The 17,804-nt window shown below is 59.9% G+C and carries 15 protein-coding genes, 1 tRNA gene and 1 pseudogene; 4 read left to right on the top strand and 13 right to left on the bottom strand.

The window, feature by feature from the left end:
* Positions 1 to 107: 107 nt before the first annotated feature.
* The 3 genes from FJ398_16070 to FJ398_16060 form a co-directional block, all read right to left on the bottom strand.
* The gene (locus FJ398_16070; protein MBM3839452.1) at positions 108 to 359 is read right to left on the bottom strand and encodes a hypothetical protein; all 252 of its coding nucleotides are present in this window, start codon (positions 357 to 359) and stop codon (positions 108 to 110) included.
* Positions 356 to 2,065 (bottom strand): hypothetical protein, encoded by a 1,710-nt coding sequence (locus FJ398_16065; GenBank protein MBM3839451.1) that lies wholly within the window; start codon positions 2,063 to 2,065, stop codon positions 356 to 358. The genes FJ398_16070 and FJ398_16065 overlap by 4 nt, the downstream gene beginning before the upstream one ends.
* A 238-nt stretch (positions 2,066 to 2,303) precedes the next feature.
* Positions 2,304 to 2,387 (bottom strand) — tRNA-Leu (locus FJ398_16060).
* A 624-nt stretch (positions 2,388 to 3,011) separates the two neighbouring features.
* Here FJ398_16060 and FJ398_16055 point away from each other — a divergent pair.
* Positions 3,012 to 3,989 carry an asparaginase gene (locus FJ398_16055; protein MBM3839450.1) on the top strand — a complete coding sequence of 326 codons (978 nt, stop codon included), beginning with the start codon at positions 3,012 to 3,014 and terminating at the stop codon, positions 3,987 to 3,989.
* A gap of 196 nt (positions 3,990 to 4,185) precedes the next feature.
* Here the strand turns inward: FJ398_16055 and FJ398_16050 are convergent, their stop codons facing one another.
* The 9 genes and pseudogenes from FJ398_16050 to FJ398_16010 form a co-directional block, all read right to left on the bottom strand.
* Positions 4,186 to 5,208 carry a spermidine/putrescine ABC transporter substrate-binding protein gene (locus FJ398_16050; GenBank protein ID MBM3839449.1) on the bottom strand — a complete coding sequence of 341 codons (1,023 nt, stop codon included), beginning with the start codon at positions 5,206 to 5,208 and terminating at the stop codon, positions 4,186 to 4,188.
* Between the two features lie 530 nt (positions 5,209 to 5,738).
* Positions 5,739 to 6,530 (bottom strand): ABC transporter permease, encoded by a 792-nt coding sequence (locus tag FJ398_16045; GenBank protein ID MBM3839448.1) that lies wholly within the window; start codon positions 6,528 to 6,530, stop codon positions 5,739 to 5,741.
* A 47-nt stretch (positions 6,531 to 6,577) separates the two neighbouring features.
* Complete coding sequence (locus FJ398_16040) at positions 6,578 to 7,486, bottom strand: ABC transporter permease (GenBank protein ID MBM3839447.1); 909 nt, start codon at positions 7,484 to 7,486, stop codon at positions 6,578 to 6,580.
* Positions 7,487 to 7,601: 115 nt separating this feature from the next.
* A complete protein-coding gene (locus FJ398_16035) occupies positions 7,602 to 8,687 on the bottom strand; it encodes an ABC transporter ATP-binding protein (GenBank protein MBM3839446.1) in 1,086 nt (361 codons plus the stop codon).
* Positions 8,669 to 9,856, bottom strand: a complete 1,188-nt coding sequence (locus FJ398_16030; GenBank protein MBM3839445.1) for an aminotransferase class I/II-fold pyridoxal phosphate-dependent enzyme — start codon at positions 9,854 to 9,856, stop codon at positions 8,669 to 8,671. The genes FJ398_16035 and FJ398_16030 overlap by 19 nt, the downstream gene beginning before the upstream one ends.
* A gap of 357 nt (positions 9,857 to 10,213) precedes the next feature.
* The gene (clpX, locus tag FJ398_16025; protein ID MBM3839444.1) at positions 10,214 to 11,506 is read right to left on the bottom strand and encodes an ATP-dependent Clp protease ATP-binding subunit ClpX; all 1,293 of its coding nucleotides are present in this window, start codon (positions 11,504 to 11,506) and stop codon (positions 10,214 to 10,216) included.
* Between the two features lie 3 nt (positions 11,507 to 11,509).
* Positions 11,510 to 12,142, bottom strand: a complete 633-nt coding sequence (locus tag FJ398_16020) for an ATP-dependent Clp protease proteolytic subunit (GenBank protein MBM3839443.1) — start codon at positions 12,140 to 12,142, stop codon at positions 11,510 to 11,512.
* Positions 12,143 to 12,306: 164 nt separating this feature from the next.
* Positions 12,307 to 12,636, bottom strand: a pseudogene (locus FJ398_16015) (hypothetical protein).
* Positions 12,637 to 12,640: 4 nt separating this feature from the next.
* Positions 12,641 to 12,847 carry a DUF433 domain-containing protein gene (locus tag FJ398_16010; GenBank protein ID MBM3839442.1) on the bottom strand — a complete coding sequence of 69 codons (207 nt, stop codon included), beginning with the start codon at positions 12,845 to 12,847 and terminating at the stop codon, positions 12,641 to 12,643.
* 742 nt (positions 12,848 to 13,589) lie between these two features.
* Between FJ398_16010 and FJ398_16005 the strand changes: the two genes are divergently transcribed.
* Genes FJ398_16005 through FJ398_15995 form a run of 3 tightly spaced genes read left to right on the top strand, consistent with a single transcriptional unit; the run spans position 13,590 to position 15,139 of the window.
* Positions 13,590 to 13,970: a hypothetical protein gene (locus FJ398_16005; protein ID MBM3839441.1), complete on the top strand. Its 381-nt coding sequence runs from the start codon at positions 13,590 to 13,592 to the stop codon at positions 13,968 to 13,970.
* Positions 13,967 to 14,869 (top strand): hypothetical protein, encoded by a 903-nt coding sequence (locus FJ398_16000; protein MBM3839440.1) that lies wholly within the window; start codon positions 13,967 to 13,969, stop codon positions 14,867 to 14,869. The genes FJ398_16005 and FJ398_16000 overlap by 4 nt, the downstream gene beginning before the upstream one ends.
* 21 nt (positions 14,870 to 14,890) lie before the next feature.
* A complete protein-coding gene (locus FJ398_15995) occupies positions 14,891 to 15,139 on the top strand; it encodes a hypothetical protein (protein ID MBM3839439.1) in 249 nt (82 codons plus the stop codon).
* Positions 15,140 to 15,374: 235 nt separating this feature from the next.
* Here the strand turns inward: FJ398_15995 and FJ398_15990 are convergent, their stop codons facing one another.
* Positions 15,375 to 17,660: a CRTAC1 family protein gene (locus FJ398_15990; GenBank protein MBM3839438.1), complete on the bottom strand. Its 2,286-nt coding sequence runs from the start codon at positions 17,658 to 17,660 to the stop codon at positions 15,375 to 15,377.
* Positions 17,661 to 17,804 lie beyond the last annotated feature (144 nt).

Here is a 17,804-nt window from a genome sequence, read left to right as displayed (position 1 = left end):
TTTTTCGCCAGACTTCGTTGCTTGCTCCTTACAGATCCACTTCGGGATATGCTCGTCGCTCGCGCCTCGTCTGGCCGAAAAATCCCTTGCCGCGAACGTGAGCGTATTTATGAAATGGACCACTTAGCCAGAACGACTGGACCAAAGATATCTTGTTTGACCACGACGGCCTCGTGAGCATCGAGCAGGCGCTGAAGCCGGCGCAGGGTGGCGGAAAGTTTTTCGCCCTCCAGAGGCCGCAGAGTGATATGCACCTCGCGGCGCCCCGGCCGGTCGATCACGGAGGCATCCAGCCCCGGTCTGCACTTGCGGCTGATCCGGCTGGATTGAGGCGTGTCGGCGGCAACGGAAGCGATCATAACGAAAGGATGAATTCAACCAGATCGTCGATCTGGGACGGGGCTAAGTGCGAAGTCTGGCCGTGGTTGTCATCCGCGTTGAAGACGTTGATCACCTCGCGAAGCGTCACGGCCTGGCCATCGTGGAGATACGGAGCGCTCCGCCAGACCTCGATCAGCGTCGGCGTGTCGAAGCGGTTGGTCGGATGATCGAATTGGCCGGCGGTGCCAACGTCGTGCGGCTTCAAATCCGTGTAGAACTTTCCCTTGTGGCAATCGCCACAGCCAATCTTCTCGTCAAAGAACAGCTTTCGGCCGCGTTCCGCTGCGCGCGAAAGTTTCCCGCGAACCAGATGCGGACTCGGAATCGGCTTGAGCGATTTCAGATATTCGTCCAACGCCACGGCGTTCGCCTCCGGCTGAACGGTGAACAGGCTGTTTTTGATTCCGGCACGCACAGCGACGTGTGCGTCGGCGCGCACGGAAAGCCACATGGAAGGCGGAGTCTGGTGCGCGAGCAGGAGGCTCTTCGCGTTTTTGGGATTGCCCAGGCCGTCGTTGAGGTTGTCCCAGTTCAATCCGTCCACACGCACGTCGGAGGAATGGCAGCTCGAACAGCTCTGCCAGCCTTGAAAACAAATGGAGGCGTCATTGAAAAGAAACTCGCCCTGCCGCACGACGCTCATTTCCCTCCGGGGTCCAAGCGCCATGGATTCCGCGCGGAGCCGAGGGGCGGCGAGATCGATCACGGAGAGGGAATCGGAGAAATAATTCGCCAGCCAGGCTTGGGTTCCGATGAGCGCGAGGCCGCGCGGCCCGCGGTCGGACTCGCAAAGCTTGATCCGTTGCCGCAAGCCGACCAGGAATGACAAATCATTCGGCACGTCCGCAGTGGTGCGCGAGGCGGCGGTGTAATCGACAGGCGCGCCAGGCTCGAGCTTCGGCGGGAGTTTGGACAACTTGGCCAGCAAGGCCGGGAAATCGATCACGCTCAACTCGTGCGTGCCGGCGTGGGTGACGCAGATGGTTTTGCCGTCGGCAGACCACGCCGCGGCCCAGGGATTCGCCGCGCCGCTGTCCATGTTGTCCAGAAGCACGCTGTTGATTGGCTTCATCTCCGCCAGGTCGATCAACGTCAGCGCGCTGGTATTGACCCAGCCGCGATCAAGTTGAGTCGTTGGAAGATGAAAGCGCCCGATCTGATGCGTGACGGCCGCGTGCCGGCCATCCGGAGAAATGCGCACATCGCGCAGCAAGGTCGAACCATTGGGCAATTCGAGTTCGCGGCACACCTGACCGGCCGCCAGGTCAATCACGCTCACTTTGGCCGCCACAACGTCCGCGTCGGAACGCCCGGCATGAATGTGGTTGGCCACGAGCAGATACTTTCCTTCCGGGGTGATGGCGGCCGCCACCGGTTCGCGCGCCACTTGAATACGGCGCACCGATTTCTTCGCGGCGAGGTCGATGACATCGACGCAGTTGTTGAAGCGACAACTGATGTAGAGCGTCTTGCCGTCTCGACTGAGCACCGGCGCCACGGCTGTGTGACCGGTCGAGAATTTTTCGAGGATATCGCCGCACCCGGTGTCGATGACCCAAACCGTGCTTTCCGCCGCGGCGCAGGTCACAAACAGTTTCGTGCCGTCGGGCGAGAGCGCCAGGCCGAGCGGCATTTCGCCCACGGCAAACGTGTGGATCAGTTTGCGGCTTGCGACTTCCACCACGCCCACTTTGCCCGCGAGAGATAGTTTTTGTTAGAAGGGTGGGCCGGGGAAGGTTCCACGACTTGGCCCGGAGCAGAACCGGGCGCAGCCAGAGCGGCGGCGGTGAGCAAAGCGAAGGGAAGTTTCATATCTCTGGATGGAAGTTCAAAATCGCGACGCAGCTTGCTGCTGATCTGTTGGTAAGGCCTCCTGGGGCAAAACTCTTTGACTGGAATCAAGTCTGCTGAGGAAAGGAGATTGGTGCGCGAGAGAGGATTTGAACCTCCACCCCTTTCGGGACCAGATCCTAAGTCTGGCGCGTCTGCCATTCCGCCACTCGCGCAACCTGAAATCGCTCTGACCTCCCCTGGAACGAAGTCGCAGGCATCATTCGCAGCGCGCCGCACCCTACCAAAACGCTTCGCACACGCGCAAGCGGCCAATCCGGAGCTCATCACAAGTGTGCCAGCATTCGCCCCTATTCGCAGTCCATTCCTTCTGAATCAAACATTCCTGCAAGGAATATTGACCACGGATGACACGGATAGCACGGATTGGAGAGACCTTGGTCCGGTTCACTTCCTTCCCATCCTTGTGATCCGTGTCATCCGTGGTCGATTTGGTTGACGCTTCCGCGTTGTGCTCATTCGCGGTTGAGACTTCACGGGTTAAATGGTCAAACCGGTTGGCCGCAAGAGTGATCGCAGCCTGCGAGCAACCTGGACGATCGCCGTACACGACTTTTCACAGGCCGGGCTACGAAAAAGTTGCTTCGCGGCGTTTACAAAAGGGAACGAAGAAAACGAAGCTCCGTTGCCTTCGTTGCCTTCTGTTCAAACTCCCCTTGTCACCAACGCGTATCAGTTTTGAAGCCATTATTCGATGGACGGGACATGGCGCGTTCTTAACATGCCTCGAACCAGCCATGCGCAACGACATGTGGTCGGCGAATGGACCGGGCGAACCAATGAAACCACGCATCGCGATTCTTTTTACGGGAGGGACAATCTCCATGCGCGTCGATCCGAAGACAGGCGGCCCCGTGCCGGCGCTCTCCGGCGAAGAGATCATCGCCCGCGTGGAAGGGTTGGAGTCGATCGCGGATTTCGTCGTGTCGAATTTCTCCTTGTTGCCCGGGCCGCACATGACCCCGCCCAAGATGCTGGAACTGGCGCGGCGGACCTCCGAGCAGCTTGCCGAGCCGCGCATCGCCGGCGCCGTGATCACGCACGGCACCGACACGCTCGAAGAGACGGCGTACCTGCACGATCTTCTGCTCCACTCGGAAAAGCCCGTCGTCTTCGTGGGATCGATGCGCAACAGCTCGGAGCTCAGTTGGGACGGGCCCGGCAATTTGCGTTCGGCGGTCCGCGTCGCAGCCGATCCGAGCGCGCACGGGCTGGGAGTGCTCGTCGTGATGGGCGACCAGATCATCGCGGCTTCGGAAGCGACCAAGACGCACACCGAGGCCATGGACACGTTTCAAAGCCGGGACTTCGGGCCGCTTGGCCTCGTGGACAAAGATCGCATTCTCATCACTCGCCGGCCTTTGAAGCGCGAGCAAATCGCCGCGGAGCGCATCGAACCGCGCGTCGAAATCATCAAACTGCCTGTCGGCACGGACGGACGGTTCATCAACTTCGCGATCGACGATGGCGCGCGCGGTTTGGTGATCGAAGGCCTGGGCCGAGGCAATGTGCCCGTGGCGGCGCTGCCCGCGATCGAGCGCGCGATCCAGGCCGGGATTCCGGTGGTGATCACGACGCGCTGTCCGCGCGGGCGCGTGCTCGATACTTATGCTTACGAAGGCGCGGGCCGCCAACTCAAGCGCATGGGCGCCGTTCTCGGCGGAATGCTGCCGAGCCACAAAGCGCGCATCAAACTGATGTTGCTGTTGGGCGCTGATGCGGGCCTGGATCGAATTCGGACTGCGTTCGAATGTTGAGGTTCAATCGAGACACGCTCCGGGGAGCACACGCGCCCCCGCGTGTGCCGACTGGCGCCTCGCCAGTCGGATCGTCGTTCAAACCGTGGCACGGAGTGGGACGGTTCAGTTCGATCGAACGTGGTCGGCGAGGGCGCCGACTACAGCACGCGGGGCGCGTGCGCTTCCCATCCGATCTGAATCGTTCCGCTGGCGCTCACTTCGACTTGATCTGGGTCCAGATTTCGTCGTAGAGGCGGGTTCTGTCACCCAGGTCCTTGAGGAACTCCAGCCGGGGCATCACTTCGGGCGGCGGGTAAATCGCAGGATTCTTCAGGTCGGCGGGACGGATGAATTCGCGCGCGGCTTTATTGGGCGTGGCGAACAGGGTGAAGTTCGAGATCCTCGCTCCGACTTGAGCGTCGAGCATATGGTTGATGAACTTTTCCGCCAGGTCGCGATGGGGAGCCTGCGCGAGCACCGCGAGGTTGTCCTGCCAGATCTGGCTCCCTTCGCGAGGCAAAAGGTAAATCGTCTCTTTGTCGTCCACGCAGCCGCGCGCCGCTTCCCCGCTGTACACGACCGCGGCGCGGACAGTTTTATCGAGCACCTTGTTCTTGCCTCCGACGCTGCCGTCGAAACCGAGGCTGCGCTTCTTGGCGGCGAGGATCAAGTCCCGCGCTTCCTTGAGATGCGCCGGATCCGTGCTGTTCAAACTCCGGCCCTTGTATTTCAGCGCCGCTCCGACCATGTCCCGGGCGCTGTCCATGAGAACAAAGCGCCCCGTCTGTTGCTTCGCATCGAACACAAATCCCCACGACGCCTCGATCGTCTGGCCGGGGTTGGGCCGGGCATAAATGCCCAACGTCCCCCACTGGTAAGCGACCGTGTATTTGTTGCCCGGATCGTAAGGGGGATCGCGGAATTTCTCGTCGAGATTCCTCAAGTTGGGGATGTTTTCATGGCGCAAGAGAGCGATCAGTTTCAATTTGATAAGCGCCGTGACCTTATGATCCGGAGGCACGACGACGTCATAAACTGACGCGCCGCCGGCCTGGAGCTTGGCCATCATGGCGGCGTCATCTTCGTACAGGTCAATGGTGACTTTGCAGTCGAATTGCTTCTCAAAGTCGGCGACGACCGCCGGGTCGATGTATTCGCTCCAGATGAACAGATTGAGTTGATGTTGCGCAGCGCAGGCTTGATTCGACGAAAAGAATGCCAGAAGAGAGCAAGCCATTGCCGCCGCTCGTAATCCTGATCTCAGTTGTCTGCATCGAGACCGAAATCGAGGAATCGCAATGAGGATTCGGAGCAGGAACGCTAGGAAAATCAGCGGTCCGTAGCGCAGAGTTGAACTCTGCCGTATCGCAGATTTGGAATCTGCGGCCCGCCGGCAATTCTTGGCGCACGAGGGTCTGCCCTGCTCCTTACACGCAACCCTGGGCTGGAGGACGCAATCCCCTTGGGATTGGCGACCGCCCTCCACAGATTCGTGCAAGGAGCCGGGCCTGCCTGCGCCCTGCAGGATGCAATCCTGCGATACGGCGCAGCGTGGCCTGGAAGGCCACAGCCAAAAATCAACCACGGATGAACACGGATGGACACGGATGAACACCGGGCGAAAATCCGTGTCCATCCGTGTCCATCCGTGGTTAAAAAACTTGCGCGGCTTGCGACGATTTCCAGCGATACTGATAGACTGCAAATCCGCGCCCCGGTCCAGCGGCAACCTGTGGATGCACCCGTTTGCGTTCATCATCGTGAATCTTAGCCCGGGCGTTTGCGCTGGAGCAACATCACGCTCACGGTCGCGAGCAGCGACGCCAGCACGATCAGGCTGGAAAGCGCGTTGATGTCCGGCGTAATCCCGCGTTTGACGGACGAGTAAATCAAGATCGGCAGCGTGGTCGAGCCGGGACCGCTCGTGAAAAAGCTGACCACGAAATCGTCCAGGCTCAGCGTGAACGCCAGCATCGCGCCGGCGGCCACGCCCGGCGCCATCAAGGGAAACGTCACGCGCCAGAACGTCTGCCACGCGTTCGCGCCCAGATCATGCGCGGCCTCTTCCAAAGCCGGATCCAATCCGGCGAGCCGGGAACGCACCACGATGGCCACAAACGGAATCTGAAACGTGACGTGAGCGACGATCATCGTGGCCAGACCGAGTTGGAACAATCCCAACCTTTGCCGCAGGACCGAAAAGAATAACAACAGCGAGACCGCCAGGACGATATCCGGGATGAACACCGGCACCTGGAGAAAACGCGAGAGCCATCGGCGGCCGGGAAAATCGTAGCGGCTGAGCGCGTAGCCCAGCATCGTTCCCAGCACCGTTGCGATGAGCGTGCTGCAAAGCGCCAGAGTCACCGTATTCCGCGCCGCTTCCAGCGCGAGGCGGTTTTCTGCCAGCGATCGGTACCACTCCATGGTGAAGCCTTGCCAGCCCGCGCCGTGCCTCCCTGCATTGAACGAGAAAAGGACCACGACCGCGATCGGCGCGTAGAGGAACGCGTAAAGGAGCGCCGCGACACCGCAGAGTGATTTCGACGGCAGTTTCATTCAAGCAGGCTGGAGCATAGGTTGAGTGCCGTAGTGCCGAGTTGCCTTCACAGGATTTCCAAGTCCTTTGCGTCCCACCTCCGGAAAAAAATACAGAGAGCGCCAATGACCACCGCGAGGCTCACGACTGCGATGGCCGAACCGAACGGCCAGTCCAGTCCGGGGCCGAACTGCTGCTGGAGAGCGTTGCCCAGCATCACGGTTTTCGCGCCGCCGAGCAGATCGGGAATCACGAACTGGCCCGTCGCGGGCAAGAAGACGAGGATCGATCCGGCGGCCAGGCCGGGACGGATTTGCGGAAGAATACCGTGCCGAAACGCTGCGACTCGATTTGCGCCCAGGTCCATGGCGGCTTCGACCAAACTCCAATCCAACTTCTCCACCGACGCGTAGAGCGGCAGCGCCATGAACGGAAGAAAATCGCAGACCAGGGAAAGATAAACCGCGGCCGCGCCAGGATAGAGACTCTCTCCGGGCGCGATCGCTCCGAGCCAGACCGCGGCTTGCGTAATCCAACTCCCGGGGCCGAGCAACATCTGCCAGGCGTACGTGCGGATCAACAGGTTCGTCCAAAGCGGAATCACAACCAGGATGAGCGCCAGGTTCTTGAACGGGCGACGCAGCCGCGCGAGGAAAAACGCCAGTGGCAGCGCGGCCAGCAGGCAAAGCACAGCGGCGCCCAGTCCCAGCGCCAGGCTGCGCAGCACGATAATCGGATACAGCGGATCGAATCCCAACAGGCCAAAGCCCGCCAGCCGCCGGTAATTCTCCAGCGTGAACGGCCCTTGGATGGTCCCGTACTCGCCGCGCGAAAGGAAACTGATGGCGATGATGATCAGAAGCGGCAGGGCGAAAAACAGGACCAGCCAGAGCAAGCCTGGACCCGCGCTGCCCATCACACGCAGCACGCGGTGGTGTGGCGCTATCAATTCGCCTCGGTGGACTTCAGAAGGCATGGTCTAGCTCAGTTGCCAAGAGCCATTTCCGAAAAGGTAGGGCAAACCTGCCGGTTTGCCGCGACGTCCGGCAGGGGCGTCGGCCACCTTTTCGAAATGGCTCTTGGCAACGATTCTAATCATCGAGGACAATCAGAGCGTTCCGCGGCAGACGCACGACGACAGCCTCTCCGACGCCAAGTGGCGAAGTCGCGCCCGCATTCATGAGGCGGGCAGTGAGCAGCAGACCGGCTGCGGCTTCCAATCGATATTCAGTCTCTGCGCCGAAATAAATCAGGTCGGCGATCCGGGCCGCGGCGGTGTTGATTTCGGAAACTTTTCCGGAGGCTTTCATCAAACCCACGCGTTCGGGGCGGATCGCGAAAGTGCAGCGCTCGCCTGGTTTTCGCGGCTGCGCCGGAGAAGGAATTTCTGCCTGGATTTCGCCCAGGCTTGTTTCCGCGGCGATCATCCCTTCCGCGCAGCGCCGCACGACGCCTTCGATCAGGTTGCAGGCGCCGAGGAACTGCGCGACAAAGCGCGTTCGTGGCCGTTCATAGACATTCTCGACCGGGCCGCACTGCTCCAGTTTCCCGCCGTTCATCACCCCAATCCGATCGCTCATCGCCAGCGCCTCTTCCTGATCGTGCGTGACGTAGATGAACGTGATGCCCAGCCGGCGTTGCAGGGCGTGCAGTTCGACCTGCAATTCTTTCCGGAGCCTCAGGTCCAGCGCGCCCAACGGTTCGTCCAGCAGCAAAACCCGGGGTTCGTTTACGAGCGCGCGCGCCAGCGCGACTCGCTGCTTCTGGCCGCCGGAAAGTTGCGCGGGGCGGCGCGGGCTCAATTCTGAAATCCGCACCAACTCCATCACGCGATGGACGCGCTGCTCGGTTTCCGGTCGCGGGGTTTTCTTCATCTGCAATCCAAACGCGACGTTTTCCCAAACGCTCAAGTGCGGAAACAGCGCATAGGATTGGAAGACCGTGTTGACGGGACGCCGGTGCGCCGGGATGCGCGTGGCCTCTTGCCCGTCGATGCACACCACTCCGGCATCGGGCCGATCCAGGCCGGCGATGATTCGCAAAAGGGTTGTTTTGCCGCAGCCGGAGGGGCCGAGGAGCGAGAAGAATTCTCCGCGGCGAATGGACAGATTGATTTGATCCACGGCGATGACGTCGTGGAAAAGCCGGCTCACGTTGGTCAGTTCGACGGCCGGCATTTTTTGACGAACCGTTCGATGCGCTCGGCGGCGACCTGGAGTTGGTCCAACGACGTCGCGAAGCAGCAGCGCAAATAGCCTTCGCCACTCGGCCCGAACGCGCTGCCCGGCACGCACGCGACTTGCTCTGCCTGGAGCAAGCGCACCGCGAATTCTTTCGAGGTCAGGCCGGTCGATTCCACGCTGGGAAAAGCGTAGAACGACCCGCGCGGCAAATGGCAGTTCAGGCCCATCGCGTTCAAAGCGCTCACCAGGAAATTCCGGCGGACGCGATATTGCTCGCGCATCTCGGCAACGTCGGCTTCGCCGTGGAGGATGGCCTCGAGGGCGGCTTCCTGGCTGATAATGCTGGCGCAGAGCATGGAGTACTGGTGGATGCGCATCATGGCTTCGATGATTTCCGCCGGCCCGCACGCGTAGCCGATGCGAAAGCCGGTCATGGCGTAGGCTTTCGAGAATCCATGCAGAAACACCGTCCGCTCCCGCATCCCGGGCAGGGAAGCGATGCTGACATGTTCGCCCTCGAAGGTCAGGTCGGAGTAAATCTCGTCCGTAATGACGAGCAAATCGTGGCGCAGCACTACCTCCGCGATCTGGAGCAATTCCACGCGCGTCAGCGTGCCGCCCGTCGGGTTGGTCGGAAAATTCAGGAGCAACGCTTTGCTGCGCGGTGTGACCGCCTGTTCGATGGCCGGCGCCGAAATGGCAAAACCGTTCTCCGCCCGGCACGCGACCGCGACGGGCACGCCGTGCGTCAGGCGAACGCTGGGCGAATAGCTCACGTAGCACGGCTCGTGGTAGAGCACTTCATCGCCGGGGTTGAGGACGGCCCGGAGGGCGATGTCCAGCGCTTCGCTCACGCCGACGGCGATGAGGATTTGCTTCGCCGGATCGTAATCCAGAGCGAACTTCTGCTTGAGATGCCCGCTGATAGCTTCCCGTAACTTCAGAAGGCCGAGATTGGACGTGTAACTCGTGCGTCCGTGTTCCAGGGCATAAATGGCCGCTTCGCGAATGTGCCAGGGCGTGACAAAGTCCGGCTCGCCGACGCCGAGCGAAATGACGCCGCTCTGATTCTGCACCAGGTCGAAAAACTCGCGAATGCCGGAGGGCGGGATCGACCGGACGTGGTCCGCGATGAACTGATCGGCGGTTTTCGGGCACGTCATAATGAATTTCCCTTTCGGCCTCGACGCATTGGCCGTTCCTCTCCTGGGAGGGGCGCAGGGGCGGGTTGGTTCATACTGCTTGGTCCGCGGGATGGACGACAAAGCTCGTAGCGCAGAGTTGCACTCTGCCGTATCGCAGAATTGTATTCTGCGGGGCGTCTCCCAGTCCGAGCACGCTGGGACTTGCCGGCGCCCTGCCGATTGGAAATCGGCGATACCGCCGATTGAAAATCTGCGCTACGGTTCTCCGGTCGATCTGTCGTCAATCTCACGGTCTGCACAGTAAAGGGGTTTAGGACAATCCTGTACAGAAAATTCGCGTTGGCAACGTTTCTCTCCGTCGCCAACGCGAATCCACTAAGCCGCAGCCTGATCCTGTTTGCGCCGGAGGATCGGCTTCGCTTCGTCCAGTACGACGGGCCGGGTGATCTTGACGGAAAGGATGTCGTCGCTGCTCGGAACTTCGTACATCACGTCGAGCATCAGTTTTTCCAGAAGGCCGCGCAAAGCCCGGGCTCCGGTGCCTTTCTTGAGCGCCTGAGCGGCGAGTTCCTTCAGGGCATCGGGGAGGAATTCCAGTTCGACGCCCTCCATGCCCAGCAACTTGACGTATTGCTTGGTCAGCGCGTTCTTCGGTTCCGTGAGGATCGAAACCAACTGGCTTTCCGTCAGCTCATCCAGCACCGTGACCATCGGCAACCGTCCGATGAATTCAGGGATGAAGCCGTAGGTCAAGAGGTCTTCCGGCTCGATTTGATGGCGGATGTTCTGGCGATCGAGAGCTGCGACTTTGGTCCCGCGATCCACGGCGCCGAAGCCCATCACGCGGTTCCCCAGCCGGCGCTGAATGACTTTGTCCAGCCCGACAAACGCTCCGCCGCAGATAAAGAGAATGTCCGTGGTATCGACCCGAATGTATTCCTGCTGCGGGTGTTTCCGGCCGCCTTGCGGCGGCACGTTGCAGACGGTGCCTTCCAGAATCTTGAGCAACGCCTGTTGCACGCCCTCGCCGGAAACGTCCCGCGTGATCGAAACGTTCTCCGTCTTGCGCGCAATCTTGTCGATCTCGTCGATGTACACGATGCCCATCTGCGCGCGCTTCACGTCGTAGTCCGCGTTTTGGAGGAGCCGGAGGATGATGTTTTCGACATCTTCCCCGACGTAGCCTGCTTCCGTGAGAGTCGTGGCATCGGCGATGGCGAAGGGCACTTCCAGAATTCGGGCGAGCGTGCGCGCGAGCAACGTTTTGCCGGAACCGGTAGGCCCGACCAGAAGGATGTTGCTCTTCTCAATCTCAATCTCCGAACCGCGCGCTTCGGTCAAATCGCCGTGGTTTTCGCGATGGACCGTCGAGGCCGATTGCTGGATGCGTTTGTAGTGATTGTGCACCGCCACCGCCAGAGTCTTCTTGGCCTGGTCCTGGCCGATGCAATAAAGGTCCAGGTCGCGCTTGATCTCGGCGGGTTTCGGGACTTTGAGTTTGAGCGTGCTCTTCCGGTTCTCGGATCGAAGTTCCTTGTCGAGCACGTTCTTGCAGACCAGGACGCAGCTATCGCAGATATAGACGCCCGGCCCCTGGATGAGTTTTTTGACTTCGGCGTGGGACTTGCCGCAGAAGCTGCAAAGCGTGAGTTGGGAGGGGCGGGCCATGGATCAGTCCTTTTTCTCGCCATCCTTTTCCACCAGGCCGGGGATCTCCTTGCGGGATTGGACGACTTCGTCCACGAGTCCGAACATCTTGGCTTCCTCGGAGGTCATGAAGTTGTCCCGGTCGCAGGCTTTCTCCACCACCTCGTAGGTCTGGCTGGTGTGCTTGGAGATGATGGAATTGATGCGCTGCTTGAGCCGGAGCATGTATTTGACCCGGATTTCGACATCACTCGCCGCGCCTTCCGCGCCCCCCAGCACCTGGTGAATCATGATGTTCGAGTTGGGGAGGGCGAAGCGTTTGCCTTTGGTCCCGCCACAGAGCAGGACGGCGCCCATGCTTGCGGCCTGGCCAATGCAATAGGTGTTCACGTCGCAGGTCAGGAACTGCATCGTATCGTAAATCGCCAGGCCCGCGGTGACGCTGCCACCGGGCGAATTGATGTAAAGGTGGATGTCTTTCTTGGGATCCGTCATCTGCAGGAACAGCAACTGCGCGATAATGACGTTGGCTACCATGTCATCGACGGACGTGCCCAAAAAAACAATCCGGTCAACCAGCAAACGGGAATAGATATCGTAACCGCGTTCGCCGCGGCCCGTCTGCTCGACGACCATTGGGACTAAAAAATTCTTCATCGCAAGTGCCTTTGCGTATTGACACGCAAAGTACCTGGCGACCCCAAGCGCGTCAAGCGTGGGCCTGATTACTATTAGATTCGTCAAGAATCCAGGAAAGTTTAGAAAAAAGGATTGATGAAGCGGCCTGCTCTTTGAGGGAACGGATTCCAGCGGATATAGCGTCAGCGAACCTCCACCAGACGATCTCCTGCTTCGAGTCTGACAAGAACTGCAGGCCATAACGGCTCCAGCCACATCAGCAGGGTGCGTTTGGAGCTATTGCCGATCCTCAGCCAGACGACTTATGGACCGGGACGCCCCCGTCGAACCCACTCCGCAAAATCCTCATCCTTGGTCACGACCACAGCACCGCGTTGCTGCGCGTGGTTCCAGATTGGATTATCCTTACTTTAACCCAGCCCGATGATCAAAACGTGGTCCGCTTCGTGGCCACGCTGTCTCACCCACTGTGCCAGTGCGCTCGGAAGTTGGGTGTCGATGAGAAAGCGCACGCGTTCAAGCGCTTACCAGCACCGGATGGTTCACGTGCTCGGCGGCGTATTCCAAGCAAGCAAGAATGTCTTCGCGTTCGAGAAATGGAAAATCCTCCAGAATCTCCTGCTCGGTGGCGCCTCCAGCCAGCATGTCCAAAACATCTTTCACACGAAGTCGAAAGCGGCGAATACAAGGGCGTCCCCCGCATTGTTCTGGGTCGAACGTGATGCTGGGAGTTCAAAGTTTCAAGTTTCAAGTTCAAAGTCGTGCCCGAAAGTCTTGCCGAAAACAAAACTGGGAGAATTCTCCCCAGGAGTCATTCGATTCAGTATCGCGCTGTCGGCAGCGGATCGTTGTCCTCTATCTCGAACAGGGCTTCCCGCGGATTCCCCGGAAGATACGCGGCATCAGGCGCGCGGTCTCCAGGCCCTCAAAATCCCCATCATCGACCGCGTAGAAGGCGGCGTCACGGAATGCTTTCCGGCGGGGATGACCGCGAAATCCGGAGCGCTTCCGTCCTGCAATCAGTAATCGATCCATTTGATCGCGCTCCCGACCAGATTACTGCTTGGTCCGCGGGATGGACGACAAAACTCGTAGCGCAGAGTTGCACTCTGCCGTATCGCAGAATTGTATTCTGCGGGGCGTCTCCCAGTCCGGGCATGCTGGGACTTGCCGGCGCCCTGCCGATTGGAAATCGGCGATACAGCCGATTGAAAATCTGTATAGCTACGGTTCTCCGGTCGATCTGTCGTCAATCCCACGGTCTGCACAGTAAGTTAGGTGCCCTGCGAAGATCGAGTATCGATGTGGACACGAGCGAGGATTCGATTCTCGGCGGCTTCAACCTCTTTGTGGCTCTTTGTGGCGAGAATTGGCTGCGCAGCCACAGACTGGTTATCTCTCAGGAATTGCTGCCTTTACATCCGGCGCCGTTTCCCGTTTAACCGCTGGCAGTACTGACAACATTATGTTCTTCGTCCGTTCTCGAAAACTCGACGGTGCGCACGCCCGGCGTTTGCGTCTCGCTGCGGTTGTGGCCGCCGCCGCGCTGTGGCTCGTTTTACAATCCCAGGCGCCGGAAGTGATTTACCAGGAATCGTTCGAGACCGACGGCGAGGGCACGCGCTACACCACCGAAGGGAGCAACGTCTATGAACCGGCGCGCATCGGCAGCGAGTTGAATCGCCTCGATCAAATCGGCCCGGTTTATTGGGCGCGAAAGAGCAAAGTCTCCGTCGTCGGCATTCCCGAAACCACACCCGCCCGCCGCGCGTTGATGTGCTGGAGCCACAATATCGCCGCCGCCGCCGTGACCCGGAATTCCTCGCTCTCTTCGACTCGACGGTGAAGTGGCTCGTAAAAGACAAAGCCGCCGCGACGGTGCTGTTCTCGCCGCCACCGGCAGGTCCGGGCGATCAGGTTTTGATCGATCGGCTCACCGCGAAGGGCCACAAAGTGATCGAAGACGAAGGCGCTTCCTTGCCTGCGCGGCCCGTGGTCGATCTGATCATCAATTCCAGCAGCGGAGTCATTGGCGAAAGTCCGAGCCGGTTCGCGCCCTATCCGGTTCCGTTGCTCTCCTACAACGCCGCCAATCACGACGACGAATTGCTTTCTCCGGCCGGCCAGTCCGGAGTCACCCTGGCGCTCGGCGAGGTTACGATTGCCGCGTCGAATCACCCGGCGGCCGGCGGCAAGACGGGTTCGTTCAAGGCCGTTACAGCTGAGGCGCCATTCGACACCATCAGCGGCTTGCTCCCGGAGAACGCGGTCGTTCTCGCAACCTTCGCGCAACCTGCGGCCACAGGGCCGGGCACGACCGAAAAAACCCCCTTCCTCGTCCTGATCGAAGAAGGAACGGCCGGCGGCAAGACCTACAGCGGCGGCGCGTTCGTCGGCTTTGACGGAAAGGATTTTTTCGCCGGTGCGGGCTTGAACAAATTCTCCACCGGCGTGAACCCAAAATCGCTCACGCTCAAACCCGTGGATGTCACTGGAAAGAAGAATCCGAAACTCACCGTCGCGGTCGCGGCGACGTTTCTGGATTTTGAACCCGGCGATTTTCTGGAGGTCCTGGTCGATCCAGATGCCAGCGGACCGGCCCAGCTCACGCGCCTGATCGGGTTCTCCGCACCGAATGACAACGACAAATTGCTGGACGACGCCGCGACCAATCCGGGCAACCCGGCCAAATTGAGCGTGCGGTTCCGGGACGTGACTTACGACCTGCCCACGAACGCGACCTAAGTGGTCATCCGTTTTGAAGCGATGAACAATTGGTGGAACGAGATCATTGCTTTCGACAACATCCGGATCATGGCCAGCGACACCGCGATCAAGCCGACCGTAGCGATCCGCCGCGAGGGCGTTGGCGTCGCCGTAGAGTTTGCCGGAACCCTCCAATCCGCTTCTAATGTGGCCGGCCCCTGGACGGACGTCTCCAACGCGAAAAGCCCGTTTGCGGTGGGCCAGCTCTCCGGCGCTCAGTTCTTCCGCGCGCGGGCGCCTATTCCGTGAGAAACCACGAATAGACACGAATTCACACGGATAGCGTTATTCGGGGACGGCCGATTCCACAGCAAAAAAATCCCATATTCATTCGTGTGATTCGTGTGCATTCGTGTGCATTCCTGGTTGACCTGAATCTCACAGCTTGGAGCGCTTGAATTCGCGAGAACCCTGGGCATAGAGTAGCGCAAGTGGCGCAAACACCTTCTCCGCTTCGTGTGTTTCGTGGGCTGAATGAACTCCCTTACGGCTGATGGCCGTGGTGATGGTGGGCGCGGCCTTCACCGTCCATCTTGAAGCTTTTCAAATTCCACGCCACCGCATCCGCCCTGTCCTCCTGGATTCGGTACATTCGATCCAATTCCAGATTGCGGACGATTTGCGTCTTCCGCGTCACTGGCCAGAAAATCTCCACCTGGCGAATCGATTTGGCCTGGCCTAGTCCGAACTCCTGCCGCAGCGGAGAACAACCAAAACTGCCGCCGCTGCCGACGGTCTTGTGAATCGCGCGGTCCCCGGTTTCAGTTTCCACGGTGACTTTGACGCGAGCGCCGATCGCGCTGCGATTCGACTGAACGCCTTCGAGTTTCAGAACCAGCCAGTGGTTTCCGTGGCCGGGATTTTGAAACAAGGCGTCGCGATAGACATCGCCCGAATACGCGCCTCCCAGATTGATGAAGACATCCTGGTCACCGTCCTGATCGATGTCCCCAAACGCCACGCCGTGGCCTTTCTGCAAATGGCCCAACCCACCTGACGTGGTCACGTCTTGAAAGAATCTCCCTTCCGCGTTCCGAAAAGCGCGATTGGGCACGAGCACGGACAGGTCCGGATTTCCGGTGCCGATGTAGAAATCCAGCCAGCCGTCATTATCGAAGTCGCCGAAGTTGCAGCCCATGCCCAGGAGCACTTTGTCCAGACGCGCCGCTTTCGTGACATCCGCAAAAGTCCCGTCGCGGTTGTTGCGATGGAGCCGGGCGCGCACGCCATTCGAGGGCAGCCCCAGATAATCGGCCGCGATATCGCCGACGAGCGTCGATCCGTAACCCATCACGAACAAGTCCAACCAGCCGTCGTTGTCGTAATCAAAGAACCAGGCCGGAAAACTCCACAACGGTTCGGTGACACCGGCAGCCTGGGCGACGTTCGTAAACTTCCAGGGACCTTTCGCTCCCACCGAAGGATTCGCCGGGCCGTCGTTGCGATAGAGGACGTTTGGCTCGCTTTGCTGCGAGAGGTAAAGGTCCGGCCATCCGTCATTGTTGAAGTCCCCGCTCACGACGCCTTTGACAAAACCGAAATGGCGGCGGCCGAAAAACTCTCCGCACTCCGTGAAAGTGCCGTCGCCGTTGTTTCGATACAGTTCCGAGCGATGCTGCTCTTCGGGTGTGGATTCATGCCCCACGAACAAATCGAGCCAGCCGTCATTATTGAAATCGAACCAGACCGCCGTTTGCGTGGGATGAAAACTCAGCAGGCCGGCTTCCTTTGTGACGTCGGTGAACGTGCCGTTCCCGTTATTGCGCAGCAGCGATTTCGGATGGCGCCCGCCGCGTCCCATCCAGCCGCCGCGCAACACCAGGAAATCGACGACCCCGTCGTTGTTGTAGTCGGCTTGAATCAAGTTCAACCCGCCTACTTCGCCAACGAGACCCGCTTCCGGCGTTCGCTCCGTGAAGGCGCCGTTGGCGTTGTTGCGAAAATAATGGAGCTGATCGCGCAAGCCGATGGAAGAGGTGATGAGATCGAGATAACCGTCGTTGTCGAAATCATCCAGGATCGTGCCGCCGGACAGATTCTCGACGTCGAGCCCCAGATTCCCGGCGACGTCCACGAAGCGTTTGATGTCGTAGTCCGAAGCAAAGGTTTGAGGAAGAATCAGCCAGCGGGCCGGGACTTTGGCGGGATATTCTCCGAGGGTCATGTGCGCCAGATTCAGCAGCCAGCGGGTTCCGAGATCCCCCGGGAACTCCTCCAGCAAATTCGTGAGAACCCCAAGCGCCGCGCGGGAACCGCGCTCGGTTTTGTGCACCCCGGTTCCGGCGATCGGAAAGACACAGGACTCGGCCGTGTGGTTGGTCAGACAGTTGTCCTGCTCTGCGACGCGCAGATAAGCCGTGGCCAGGTAACTGTGCAGGATCAGTTTGTTGGTTCCGTTCTGCAGTTTGAAAAAACCGGGGTCGTGCTTTGCGGTCAGGGATTCAAGCTCCTGGAACGCCTTGATCGCTTCCACGCTGCGGCCGGCATACAACAATTCCTTGCTATAGTTCCCCAGCAGACGGATTCGGTCTTGAACACTCGGCGTCTGGGCCAGAGCGGTTTCAAGGCGTCTGGCCCGGAGCTCGTTTTGGAACGGATTGTCAAAAGGATTCGCGCGCTGCGCGATTTGCTCCAGAGTTCGAGCTATTTCCGCGGTGCCGGGCGCGAGAAAGAAGTTGGTCTGCGCCCGCAAACGCGGCGCAAAGATGAAGATCGTCCCGAATGCCAGGAATAAGGCGGCGCGGGCGCATCGAGGACAAATCAGCTTCATACTGCTTGGTCCGCGGGATGGACGACAAAGCTCGTAGCCCAGAGTTGCACTCTGCCGTATCGCAGAATTGTATTCTGCGGGGCGTCTCCCAGTCCGAGCCCGCTGGGACTTGCCGGCGCCCTGCCGATTGGAAATCGGCGATAC

The organism is Verrucomicrobiota bacterium, from assembly GCA_016871535.1.
Taxonomy (GTDB): domain Bacteria; phylum Verrucomicrobiota; class Verrucomicrobiia; order Limisphaerales; family SIBE01; genus VHCZ01.
The sequence above is the reverse complement of the archived record's forward strand: the minus strand, read 5'-3'. Positions and strand labels throughout refer to the sequence as shown.